The 12,653-nt window shown below is 45.8% G+C and carries 11 protein-coding genes and 1 pseudogene; 3 read left to right on the plus strand and 9 right to left on the minus strand.

Annotated elements, in window-relative coordinates; genetic code table 11:
* Positions 1-22: 22 nt before the first annotated feature.
* On the minus strand, positions 23-469 hold the full coding sequence (locus IV45_RS05395; protein ID WP_003674720.1) for a HEPN domain-containing protein: 447 nt from the start codon (positions 467-469) through the stop codon (positions 23-25).
* A 210-nt stretch (positions 470-679) separates the two neighbouring features.
* Between IV45_RS05395 and IV45_RS05400 the strand changes: the two genes are divergently transcribed.
* Entirely contained in the window at positions 680-880 is a 201-nt protein-coding gene (locus IV45_RS05400) for a cold-shock protein (protein WP_057741383.1), read from the plus strand.
* Positions 881-974: 94 nt separating this feature from the next.
* Here IV45_RS05400 and IV45_RS07800 read toward each other — a convergent pair.
* A pseudogene (locus tag IV45_RS07800) lies at positions 975-1,397 on the minus strand (ISL3 family transposase); the annotation flags it as partial.
* A 526-nt stretch (positions 1,398-1,923) separates the two neighbouring features.
* Positions 1,924-3,300: a 23S rRNA (uracil(1939)-C(5))-methyltransferase RlmD gene (gene rlmD / locus IV45_RS05410; protein WP_083487277.1), complete on the minus strand. Its 1,377-nt coding sequence runs from the start codon at positions 3,298-3,300 to the stop codon at positions 1,924-1,926.
* 332 nt (positions 3,301-3,632) lie between these two features.
* Here rlmD and IV45_RS05415 point away from each other — a divergent pair, with 332 nt between their 5' ends.
* Positions 3,633-3,887: a GlsB/YeaQ/YmgE family stress response membrane protein gene (locus tag IV45_RS05415; RefSeq protein WP_057741387.1), complete on the plus strand. Its 255-nt coding sequence runs from the start codon at positions 3,633-3,635 to the stop codon at positions 3,885-3,887.
* A 150-nt stretch (positions 3,888-4,037) separates the two neighbouring features.
* Here IV45_RS05415 and IV45_RS05420 read toward each other — a convergent pair whose 3' ends face one another.
* From IV45_RS05420 to IV45_RS05445, 6 genes are all read right to left on the minus strand, one after another.
* Positions 4,038-5,039: a diacylglycerol kinase gene (locus IV45_RS05420; protein WP_057741389.1), complete on the minus strand. Its 1,002-nt coding sequence runs from the start codon at positions 5,037-5,039 to the stop codon at positions 4,038-4,040.
* Between the two features lie 18 nt (positions 5,040-5,057).
* On the minus strand, positions 5,058-6,482 hold the full coding sequence (gene gatB / locus IV45_RS05425) for an Asp-tRNA(Asn)/Glu-tRNA(Gln) amidotransferase subunit GatB (protein ID WP_057741390.1): 1,425 nt from the start codon (positions 6,480-6,482) through the stop codon (positions 5,058-5,060).
* A 1-nt stretch (position 6,483) separates the two neighbouring features.
* Complete coding sequence (gatA, locus tag IV45_RS05430) at positions 6,484-7,956, minus strand: Asp-tRNA(Asn)/Glu-tRNA(Gln) amidotransferase subunit GatA (RefSeq protein ID WP_057741392.1); 1,473 nt, start codon at positions 7,954-7,956, stop codon at positions 6,484-6,486.
* Positions 7,953-8,267 carry an Asp-tRNA(Asn)/Glu-tRNA(Gln) amidotransferase subunit GatC gene (gene gatC / locus IV45_RS05435; protein ID WP_057741394.1) on the minus strand — a complete coding sequence of 105 codons (315 nt, stop codon included), beginning with the start codon at positions 8,265-8,267 and terminating at the stop codon, positions 7,953-7,955. The genes gatA and gatC overlap by 4 nt, the downstream gene beginning before the upstream one ends.
* A gap of 98 nt (positions 8,268-8,365) precedes the next feature.
* A complete protein-coding gene (locus tag IV45_RS05440) occupies positions 8,366-9,301 on the minus strand; it encodes a pectinesterase family protein (RefSeq protein WP_057741395.1) in 936 nt (311 codons plus the stop codon).
* A gap of 102 nt (positions 9,302-9,403) precedes the next feature.
* Positions 9,404-10,930: an MFS transporter gene (locus IV45_RS05445; RefSeq protein WP_057741397.1), complete on the minus strand. Its 1,527-nt coding sequence runs from the start codon at positions 10,928-10,930 to the stop codon at positions 9,404-9,406.
* 551 nt (positions 10,931-11,481) lie between these two features.
* On the opposite strand from IV45_RS05445, the gene IV45_RS05450 reads away from it, so the two are divergent.
* A complete protein-coding gene (locus IV45_RS05450; RefSeq protein WP_057741399.1) occupies positions 11,482-12,651 on the plus strand; it encodes an ABC transporter ATP-binding protein in 1,170 nt (389 codons plus the stop codon).
* Positions 12,652-12,653 lie beyond the last annotated feature (2 nt).

Genomic DNA, 12,653 nt, shown 5'->3' on the forward strand with positions numbered 1-12,653 from the left:
ATTTACAGTAAGTTCGTGTTACTTAATAGTAATGAGTAGTTAAAACATTCTTAAATTTATTAAGTATCTTTGGTTTATCAATGGTTATCCCTAATTTTTGTAAAATAAAGATTCTAACCATAAAGCCGAATATTTTTGTCATCTGCACTAACTTATAAGGATTAGATACCGCCATATTTTCTCTATCTCCGTGTGTAAGGAATACCCTTGTGCTTACAAGCTTTCCAATCCAATCATCTGTATTTCCAACGTGTTCAGATAATAGTTCTCTATAGGATTCAGGCAATTCCTCAATAAATTTGTTTATTTTATCCCTCAAAGTAAGACGTTCATTTCTAAAATACGACTCAATGCCTTGTGTATAATTGACAAGATCATTTTCAATTACCGACCTGTAGTTAACCGTTAACAAATAGTCATCCACCAGTAACTGTAACTCTTTTGAGGAACTTACCCAATTATTTATCACACTGAGCAACTCCGATTGAACATCATTATAGTCATATGAAAAACTGTACGCTTGAATTATTTAGGGTTGCATACAGCGAATTAAAGTGTTAAAATTATTCAGATTAACACATCAGGAAGTTATAAGTATCATTCATTTTTGCTATCTATTATTTTCTTAGATGTTAATTCAATTTGGTTACTTTGGTTTGATTCCTAGGAGGATATATATATGCAAAATGGTACTGTAAAATGGTTTAATGCTGATAAGGGCTTTGGGTTTATCTCTGGTTCAGATGGTAAAGATGTATTCGTACACTTTTCATCAATTAAAACTAACGGTTTTAAGAGTCTTGAGGAAGGGCAAAAAGTTAGTTACGATGTTGAACAAGAAGATCGAGGACCTAAAGCGACTAATGTTGTTCCACAATAATTTGTCTAATATTATGAAGAACTGCTTTTGATGGAGCAGTTCTTTTTTATGGCTCTTCGTCAAGAAGTACTGATAGAAAAATTTGAATAACTTTTCAAACAGCTCGTGTCTGAGATTGGACATGAGCTGTTCTTTTATTCTTCCAGTTGATGGCAAAGTATGAGTTAGGAAGGGCAAGCAGGATTCGAGCCCGAAAATTAAAGAAGTTACGAAAGCCATAAGCAGTTCGTTTAATAACTTTGATCTTATTGTTAGTTCCTTCGACTGGACCATTCGTGTAGTCACCATATTTAAAGCTGGTGATAATCTCTTTATGATGCCTCCGGAGAGTCCGTTGAACTTTTTGAAGTGATTGGGGAAGCTGGGTCCATTTAATCGCGAGTAAATGATTGAGTTCATCCTTACTACGATGATTGATCGCGAGAATAAGGTCCTGATAATAACGATAAGCTTGTTTAAGATCATCATTGAAAGCCAGTAAGCGTTGAATAACTTCAACGTCGGTCAACTGAGTATACTCTATTGTAGCAGACTATTGAAAACGTTTACTTATTTTTGCTGATTATTCCAACTTTAAATCGGCTTGACTGACCATAGTATCAACCTTCAATTCATGGATTGTATATTCAGTTGAAATTTGTGATAAATGATGATTAACATTTATTTCTTGCATAGCTGATTTATCCTTAAAAAAGAATAATTTTTGTCATACACGTCGAGTATACAACTCTCCTGCGAATTTTCGATATTTTAACCGAATTAGCATAAATTCAATATTATTTTCGTTAACTCACTCCTTGGTACCAAACTGACCGATTCGTACATACCACAAACGCTACCATATCAAGGCTCACTTCTACTTTCACTACCATAATCAACACAACCTGCCAAACTGGACATTCGCACACTCGACTATCGAAATAGGACATAGAACACTCGACCCGCCAGCTTCAAATAGAAAAAGTGTACTAATTCCAATCGTTCAGAAAGGAAAAAGTACACTTTCAATCACCTATAAATGCCGTCAGAGCGCGGCTTATAGGCTATTTTTCTGTACGTTCAAGGACTGTAACAGACTCAACATGCGTCGTCTGTGGAAACTGGTCAACCGGCTGGATCGGCTTCGTTACATGGTAACCCTGATCCATGAAGCGCTGAATATCGCGGACCAACGTGGCCGGATTGCAGCTCACATAAATGATTTTTGGCACCGCCATCTGACCAGCAGCTTCGATCAGTTCTTCACCAAGGCCCTTGCGTGGCGGGTCAACAATCAACACATCCGGTTTCAGACCTGCCTTTTGCCACTTAGCCATCTGCTCTTCAGCTTTGCCCACCACAAATTCGGTGTTGTCGATATGGTTGTTTTTAGCGTTTTCCTTAGCATCCGCTATCGCTTCCGGCACGATCTCGACACCGTAAACCTTCTTAGCATGCTGGGCAACGGCTAACGAGATGGTCCCAATCCCACAATAAGCATCGATCACGGTTTGGCTACCATCCAGGCCGGCATTAGCGATTGCGGTTTGGTAAAGTCGTTCCGTCTGTTGCGGGTTAACTTGATAGAAGGATAATGGCGAAATGGTGAATTTAATGCCTAACAAGCGATCTTGAATCGTCCCCGGCCCAAACAGTGTGTGGTTGGTGGTCCCTAACAGACGATTCGTCTTTTGATCATTAATATTCTGAACCACCGTCTTCAAGTCCGGCACTTGTTCTACCAAAGCAGCCGTAATGTCCGCAGCATGTGGCAACTTCTTCGTATTGGTGACCAAGACCACCATGACTTCATGACTGTAGTAACCGCGCCGAACCATCACCGTGCGAATGCAGCCGCGGCCAGTCCGTTCGTCGTATGGTTGAATATGGTACTTACGCAACTGGTTCCGCACCGCCAAAATAGTGGCATCAATGACTGGATCCTGAATCAGATAATCCTCAATTGGGACGAGGTCATGACTACCACGACGGTAAAAGCCCGTTTCCAATTGTCCCCTGATCAACTTCACCGGCACCTGAGCCTTATTACGGTAACGATATGGTTTGGCCATCCCCATCGTTGGCAAAACTTTAATGTCATCCAGGTGAGCCTTGTCCAGCAATTCCTTAATTTGGTGCTGCTTAAAACGCAATTGGGCTTCGTAATTCAGGTTACCTAGTGGCGTAATTCCTGTTTGCAGATAACGCTGATCCTTCAGTTCCACCCGGTCTGAGCTCTTCTTCTGCCACGACAAAACGCGGCCCCACGCGAAGTGGCGAGTGACCTTGGTGACAACAAACGTGATCTTTTCACCCGGCAAAGCGTTGGGAATGAAGATTGGGTAATGGTCGATTTTGATCACCCCATTGCCCTGATAAGTCAGGTCAATCACCTTACCCGTCTTCTTTTCATTCTTATTAACCGGCAGTTTAACCTTCATAATTGCCTCCATCGCATTTAATAATTATATTGTAAAACAGTTTGCGCCTGCTTTCATTCATATGCAGGCGCTTTTGTATATAGTTTGGGCCCGAATTTAGAAATCTTTAAGGGCGGTTAGGAATATATTAAGTCAATCGTCAAAATGTGGTTATCGGGAGTTAAGCATAGTAATATTAAATCATCGAAAAGCTACTAGCCATTCAGCCAAAGAAAGGACTGATTATCATGACTAGCAACGTTAACAGGTTCAAATACGGGGCTTTCCGAGAGCCTTAGGCAGTTAGCAAAACTGTATCGACTGAAAAATAAAGAAAGGGAAGTGATGATTTTATGCATTGGATTTGGGTATTAATTGTTGGTGGGATTATCGGTTTGATCGCGGGTGCAATTACCCGTCGCGGCGGTTCCATGGGTTGGATCGCTAACATCATCGCTGGTCTGTTAGGGTCAGTGTTAGGTGAAGGCATCCTGGGATCCTGGGGACCTCAGTTAGCCGGAATGGCATTAGTCCCATCAATCATCGGCTCCGTAGTCTTAGTTTTGGTGGTCTCCCTGATTTTAGGGACGGTCAAAGACAAAGCTTAAGGAATCGATCACACATCAAACAATTCGCTAAAGAATAGCTAAATAAAACCAGGCCTCCGGGATCTCCGGAGACCTGGTCTTTTCGTATTACGATCTCTATTTAACAGGTGACATGCTTAAAGTAAAGCATCCGCACTTCTAGATAGATTATTACTCATCTTTAATTTGACCAACACCACGAACAAAGTCATCTTCGGCCTTTTGCAGGTCAGGTGAAATATCACTGATTGCTTTATCAGGAATGGCAGCCACGTTGGCGACAATGTCCAGGTGCTGATGCAAAGCATGAAATTCCATTGGTGCATCGCCACCGTATTCCCCGTCCAGGTTGATCATCAAGCGATCGGTCTTGCTCAATGGCGTCACTTTGACGTCCTTGGCTTTGGCATAAATCACCCGCGGATCATTCAAGTGGTTACCCTTCAAAGCTTTCGCCATCAGCTGCATCAAGCCAACCATACTGGAGTCCTTGACGATCAGAAGAGAAAACATTCCGTCGTCCAAGGCTGCATCCGGCACGATCTGTTCAAAGCCACCAACAGAATTGGTCAAAGCTAAGAAGATGGTCGATGCCTTGCCGCGAAATTCATGGCCATCATATTGAATGTCCATCTCAACAGGCTTAACCCGTGGTAACATTTCAGCACCTTTAGCAAAGTAAGCCAGGTAGCCAAATAAAGATTTGATCTGCGAAGACACATCGTAAGTCAACTCGGTCAACGTCCCACCGGCGGCAATATTGATAAAGTAATGCTTGCCGGCTTTACCAATGTCAACCAGCAAGTGGTTCTCCGGCTTCAAAATCACCTTAGCGGCTGCAACCGGGTCTTCCCGTGGAATGCGCAGTGCCCGTGCATAGTCGTTGGTCGTCCCCGCTGGGATCAAGGCGAAACGAGGCCGCTTTTTCAGACCGGCAATGCCATTGATAACTTGGTTGACGGTACCATCGCCACCGGCCGCCACGATCAGGTCAAAGCCCTCTTTAGCACAGCGATTCGCTTCGTCACGAGCAGAATTTGGTGCCGGCGTGGTCGCAAAAGCGCTGGTTTCATAGCCCGCTTGTTCGTAGACCGCCAGAATATCAGCCAGATCGTTGTGCATGACTTCACGTCCGGCAACTGGGTTGTAAATTATCCGTGCGCGCTTACGCATTGCTGGCTGACCTCCTTACTATTTTGCATTCAGTGACTTCATCAATAATTTGTTGACCACTTGTGGGTTGGCTTTACCACGCGTCTGCTTCATGATCTGGCCGACCAGGTAGCCAACAGCCCGGTCCTTACCATTCTTGAAGTCTTCGATTGATTGTTGGTTATTGGCCAGCACGTCATCAATGATTGGCTGCAACTGAGCTGGGTCGGACAGTTGAACCAAATTATGACTCTTAGCGTATTCAGCAGGATCTTCACCGGCAATGATTCCCTTGAAGACCTTCTTGGCCATCTTGGAAGAAATCGTACCATCGGTGATCAACTTAACCATCCCTGCCAGGTGAGCAGGAGTCAGCTTGGTATCCTGCAGGTCAACTTGTTGATCGTTCAGGTAACTGTTGACGTCGTTCATCAGGTAGTTGGCAACCCGCTTTGGATCGCCGCCTTCCTTAACGGCAGCATCGAAGAAGTCGGACATTTCCTTAGTTTGGGTCAGAACTTCGGCGTCGTACTTGGACAAGCCAAGGTCGTTGACGTAACGTTCACGCCGACTATTTGGCATTTCCGGCATGTCGGCCTTAATTTCGTTGATCCAGTCGTCAGAAACATCCAACGGCGGAATATCTGGTTCTGGGAAGTAACGGTAGTCGTCACTGCCTTCCTTAGACCGCATTTCCTTGGTGGTCTTGGTTGGTTCATCGTAACGACGGGTTTCCTGAGTGACACTGTGGCCGGACAGGATAACCTGCTGTTGCCGCTTCTCTTCGTATTCCAGGGCATTCTTAACAAAGTTGAAGGAGTTGATGTTCTTCATTTCCGTCCGGGTACCCAGCTTGTCGGTCCCGAATGGGTGAATGGAGATGTTGGTGTCGACACGCATCGATCCTTCTTCCATCTTAACGTCGGAGATTCCGGTAAACTGGATCCGTTGACGAAGGGCTTCCAGGTAAGCCACCGCTTCATCAGCAGAAGAAATGTCGGGCTTGGAAACAATTTCGATCAGTGGCGTGCCTTGACGGTTTAAGTCAACGTAAGAGTACTTGCCGGTGTGAGTGTTCTTACCGGCATCCTCTTCAATGTGCATCTCGGCAATCCCGATCTTCTTCTTTTTACCCTTAACTTCAATTTCAACCCAACCATCCGTTGCAATTGGCGTGTCGGATTGGGTAATTTGGTATGCCTTCGGGTTGTCAGGATAGAAGTAGTTCTTCCGGTCGAAGTGCATCTTGTGGGTAATGTTGGCGTGCAGAGCCAAGCCAGCCATGATCCCGTCACGGACAACGCCCTTGTTCAAGGTTGGCAAAGTACCGGGATAACCCCAGTCAATGACGTTGGTGTTCAGGTTTGGTTCATCACCATATTCAACCGGTGACGGACTGTAAATCTTGGACTTGGTTTTCAGCTCCACGTGGACTTCAAGACCAATTGTTGTTTGAAAGTTCATCTTAGTCTTGGCCTCCTAACTTTGGGTTGCGCTTATGAACATCCGTCGTCTGTTCAAAGACATAAGCGGTGTTGTACAGCGTTTGTTCATCGAACTGCTTACCGATGATTTGCAGACCAACTGGCATCCCATCCTTCTTGGAAAAGCCAGCTGGAATGGACATTGCTGGCAGACCGGCCATGTTAACCGGCACCGTCAGGGTATCGTTGAAGTACATCTTGGTTGGGTCGTCAACTTCACTGCCAATTTCAAAGGCAGTAGTGGCACCCGTAGCCCCCATGATGACATCGTGGTCCTTCAAAACGTTGAAGAAGTCGTTAGCCATCAGGCGACGTACCTTAGCGGCCTTGTTGAAGTAAGCATCGTAGAAACCAGCGGATAAGGAGAAGGTCCCCAGCATGATCCGCCGCTTAACTTCTTCACCGAAGCCTTCCGTCCGGCTGCGAACGTAAACGTCGTCCAGGTTCTTAACATCCTTGGCACGGAAACCATAACGAATCCCATCATAACGTTGCAAGTTAGACGATGCTTCAGAGGATGCCAGGATGTAGTAAGCTGGCACACCATACTTCGTGTGCGGCATCTTAACGGTATCAATGGTTGCACCCAAAGATTCATAGTGCTTCAGAGCTGCTTCAACGACTTCACGAACATCAGGATCCAGCTTGTCGCTGACATATTCTTCTGGAACGGCAATCCGCAGACCCTTGACGGAAGCGTTGTCCAAGGAGGCGGCCCAGTTCGGCACTTCCTTGTTGGCAGAAGTCATATCATGCTTATCCAAGCCACTGATTGCCTGCATCAGGATGGCGTTATCCTTAACGCTCTTAGTTAACCAGCCAACTTGGTCAAAGCTGGAACCAAAGGCGATGACACCCCAACGAGAAACCCGGCCATAAGTTGGCTTCATGCCGACAATCCCGTTGAATGAGGCTGGCATCCGAATTGAACCACCGGTATCGGTACCAAATGCACCCAAAACATCACCGGCGGCCACAGCGGCAGCAGAACCACCAGATGAACCACCAGGAACACGGGTCAGGTTCCATGGGTTGTGAGTAGTCTTGAAGGCTGAGTTTTCGGTGGATGAACCCATCGCAAATTCGTCCAGGTTCGTCTTACCAACGTTAATGGCACCCGCCTGCTTGATCTTTTCAACTACCGTAGCGTCATAAACGGGGTTGAAGTTTTCCAAAATCTTGGAAGCAGCCGTCGTCGTTAAGCCCTTGGTCAGGATGTTGTCCTTAACTGCTAATGGAATCCCAGCAAGCAATTGGTCATCGGCAACTCCGGCCTTGTCGATTTCAGCGGCCCGCTTCAGAGCAGCTTCCTTGTTCAATGCCAGGAAGGCCTGTAGCTTGTCATCCGTCTCTTCAATGCGGTCAAAGGCGCGCTTAACGAGGTCGGTAGCAGAAACATCACCGTTTACCAGCTGCTGGTGCAGTTCTGAAATACTGGTGTTGTAAAAACTCATTTATCTCCGTCCTCGCTTTCATCAATAATGGCAGGAACCTTGATCAGGCCGTCCTGAGTGTCAGGAGCGTTCTTCAGCAAAGCTTCACGTTGATTGCTGCGGATCCCCTTATCTTCGCGCATCACGTTTACTTCAGTGGTTGGGGAGTACATCGGTTCGACCCCATCCGTATCAACCTTTTGTAGGTCCGTAAACAAGCCGATGATTTCCTCCAATTGAGGAGTGATCTTAGAAAGCGCCTGGTCATCAAATGACAGTTTAGCCAAGTTGGCCACGTGCTGAACTTCTTGACGATCAATCTTTTCAGCCATTCTTTAAACCTCTTTCCATGTTTTTGATATACCATTTTATTTTATCACAAGGGCGCGTCCTAAACGAGTATCGACCTTTACTGTAAGCGATTCAAAAATCATTGATGGCGCTTGCCGTTAAAATATTCGTCCACTGCCTGCATCAACTTGGCATCCGCCTTGCCATAGACTTTGGCCCAAGATGGCCGCTTGCCACCAGGCTGGCAATCATATTCACGAAAGTCGGCCAAGTCAGCGCTGTGCGGATCGTCACCCCATAAGTGCCATCCCAGTGGGTTGATTCCTTGACCCAGAGTGCAGTCGACGTAATAGGCTTTGGCATATGGGCGCCACGGCCGTCCTAAGAAGTGGTTATTCACGCCCGGTGCGGTCATAATCCGACAGTGATCAAAGATGAAGCCGAATTTGCGATCCTGGTCGGTGCATGGTGCACAAACGTAGCCCTCTTCCGGCGTTGTCTTGCTTAACAATGACTGGATTACGCTGTTCTTGATCCAGACGCTGCCGCCACCGAAGATGTAGTCGATATTGCCTTCAATGTAGCAACTGTCCAGCTGGTAACGGGCATCCTTCAACTCACGGTGGGCAACCGGAGTGTCAGGGACCGTGTTATCGCGGTTCATGTGAATAATCGGTCCAAAGCAAACCGTATCCTGGAAGCCCAAGAAACTGCAGTTAGTAAAGTTGATGTGGTCGCCATTGGCATAAACGGCCACTGCCTGTCCCACCTTTGAGCCTAAGCCGGCACTGTTTTGAAATGTCAGATTGTTAAAGTTGATGTCCACGCCTTCAACTAAGACGGTCGCAGTATTGAAAGTCTGATTGTGGCCCAAAGCATCCGCACCCAGGGCATAATCAATCACCACTGGACCCATCGACTTAATCTGCAGATGCTGCCCAGCAATGTGAATACGCTGGTAGTAATGGCCCCGCGTGAAGACAATCTGGGTGACTTCCTCACTATTAAGCATCTCTTCCTTGTCATCTAAAACGGCTTGCACATCTTCATAGGGTGTAACTTCGATTCTTTGCATAATGTTATTCCTCACTTAATTCATTTCTTTAAAATCAATGTTAAACGACAAAAACGGGTCTGCAAGCACCAGCTGCAGACCCGTTTGATTGATCTTATTAAATTACTTTTCTTCCTTGAACCCAACATTGTTGTTACCGTAACAGTGTTCGTAGTCGAACCCAGTTAAGTCTTCAACAACGGCCTTGGTCTTAGGATCAACGTCTTCTGGCTTACCACCATTGTGACGACGCTTAGTTTCATCGTTTAAGATCTTCAGGGTGACACGGTCAACGTGCATGTGGTGTGAACTCCAAATACCTAAGAGTTCCAGCCCACAGACACCAATGATCAGGATTAATACGATCCCCCATTGAGCTGACAGTGGCTGAGTTGGACGACCCTTAACAAAGCCGGTTGCGGAAAGAACCCAACCTAATACCAGCATGATGGTAGCACGCATAATCTTACCCATCATCGTCATGGCACCAGAGTAGATACCTTCACGACGACGGTTGGTGATTGCTTCGTCGACATCGGCCATGTATGCGTAGTTAGCCCATGGAATGTAGTAAACAGCACCAGTACCAAGGCCATATACGATACTAATTGCAAAGATCAGGCCGGTAGCAGACGTCATACCAAAGAACCAGATGGCACACCATGCCAGCATTGAGAAGATAACGCAGCCAAGAGCCCACATGTAAGGCTTGGAAGCTTTCCCATACTTGGCAAAGACCCACATCATGAAGAAGGTGGAGATCAATTGCAGAATGTTGTTCAAAGAGTTGATCCCGGAAACAAAGACGTTGCTTTGTGCCAGAACGAAGATGAAGAAGTAGGTGTTCGTCGCAGCCCAGAGCCATTCACCACCGAAACCAAAGGCATACATACCAATGTGCCAACGGAATGAACGGTTACGCATCGTTGAGATGATGTCGACAAACATCTTCTTGAAGCCTTCCCAGAAGCCATTAACGTGTTCTGATTCAACTTCATCAGCAGGCATTTCCCAGGTAGCAATGTAAACAAAGAATGCAGACAGAGCCATGCAGGCAGCCCATGCCAGAACAGCTAATTGGTAAGAACGAGGGTTGTTTTTACCAAAGGCCATGAAGAACAGGCCAGGCAATGCAGAGGTTACAAAACCAGCGATCTTACCAAAGACAGACATGAATCCGGAAAGTTGTGAACGTTCCGTGTAGTCCTTGGTCATTTCCAGAGGCAAAGTCTTGTAAGGAACGTTGAACATTGTGTAGAACCATTCATAAACCAGGTAGGTTACCAGGTAGTAGGCGAATGGCTTACCCGTTTGCCAAAGCAATGGGTACCAGAACATCAACGGAACCGTTAACAGGATCCAGAAACGACGCCGACCGAACTTACGACCTAAGCGGGTGTTGTTGAAGTTATCAGTGATGAAGCCCATCAGTGGGTTTTCAATAACATCCAAATAAGTACCGATCGTGAAAATCAATGTACCTTCCCAAACTGGCAGGTCACAGAAGGTAGTGTAGAAGAACAACAGCCACGCAGACGAAATGGAGAGGGCCCCACCGCCGATAAAGTTACCAAAACCATAGCCAAGCTTGGTCCAAATGGTAATCTTTCTCTGCTTTCGTGCTGGTGCTGGATTACTAGATTCAGCCATATGTAAAATCCTCCAATAATTGCAAACCAACTGGTAAAAACCAGAAATACACCAAAAAATTGCATTGCCAACGCCACTAAGCAAAATGTGATCGTTAACATTTTTGATTATATACCAAGTTGCTTGAAATTGTAACCGTTTACAGGAAATTCTATTGAACTAAATTCCCGCTTATTGTTTGTAAAACCAGTTATATAGGCTTTTAGCGACCATTTTTGTCATCAACTTATTTATTGCACTTTTTTGCAGCAAAGACCGTTTTCAGCCAAATAATGGCCATTTTAATGTTCACGATCACATTATTGTGTCATTGTCAACAGCTAAAACGCTTACCTGCTTGCTAATATGCGGTTGTTCATTGTAAACGTTTAGTATAATGATCAACAATTTTTAATTAATATATAAAAAATGAAGTATCATATTCTTAGTAATGTCTATTAGTCAGTAAATGTATAAAATTTATACAAATACAACGCTCTGATCTAGTAAAAAGATTTTGCCTTTTCTATCATAAAGATAGGAGTACTCATATCTAAGGGAGGTTGGTAACTATGGCTCAAGCAAAACCGATCGTTGAATTCGATCATGTTGGCAAGACCTACCCGAACGGCAAGCAGGCCCTTGTCGACTTCAATTTAAAAGTAATGCCCGGTGACTTTGTCTGTTTCATTGGGACTTCCGGTGGTGGGAAAACCACGGCAATGCGGATGATCAACCGCATGTTGGACCCCACTAGTGGTGAAGTTAAGTTTGACGGCAAAAAAGTCGCTGATCTGGACCCTATCGAATTGCGCCGCCATATCGGCTATGTGATTCAAAATATTGGTCTGATTCCGCACATGACACTAGAAGACAACATTTGTCTGGTGCCCAAACTGTTGAAGTGGCCAAAAGAAAAGCGGGAAGCACGGGCCCGAGAACTGATCAAGCTGGTTGAAATGCCGGAAGACTTTTTGTCCCGTTATCCTCACGAAATCTCTGGTGGTCAACAGCAACGGATTGGGGTTATTCGGGCATTGGCAGCCGACCAAAAAGTAATGCTCATGGACGAGCCGTTTGGTGCTTTGGACCCGTTGACTCGGGAAAAACTGCAAGATCTGGTGCATTACCTACAACATGACCTGGGCAAGACGATTATTATGGTCACCCACGACATGGATGAAGCCTTAAGATTAGCCACCCGGATCGTGATCTTTGACGATGGCCGGATCATCCAGTCCGCATCCCCTGCCGAAATCCTGAAGCACCCTGCCAACGACTTCGTGGAAGAGCTGATCGGACCTGACCGGATGAACGAAGCCAAAGTGATGCTGGCCACCGCCAGTTCGATCATGTTGAACAACCCAGTTTCGACAACCGGTGATGTCACGCTTGGTGAAGCCCTGGTTAAGATGAACAATCACCACATTGACTCCTTGATCGTAGTTGACGATGAACACCGCTTAATCGGTGAACTCGACATCGGTCAGGTGATGGCACACCGAAACCTGAAGTTAAAAGTTAAAAACTACATGCTGGCATCACCACGGTCCGTGTTTGAAGACGACCTGCTCAGCAGTATTTACCAGACCATCATTAACCGGCACCTGAAATACATGCCGGTGGTTGACCATGATCACCGGGTTGTGGGTATCATCACCCGGTCCTCATTGGCCACCCTGCTATGCGAACACGTTTGGGGGAAAGCAGATCCTGAAGATAACGCTGACGAAGGGAAGTGAGA

Origin of the sequence: Limosilactobacillus secaliphilus (genome assembly GCF_001437055.1) — a bacterium.
GTDB classification, from domain to species: domain Bacteria; phylum Bacillota; class Bacilli; order Lactobacillales; family Lactobacillaceae; genus Limosilactobacillus; species Limosilactobacillus secaliphilus.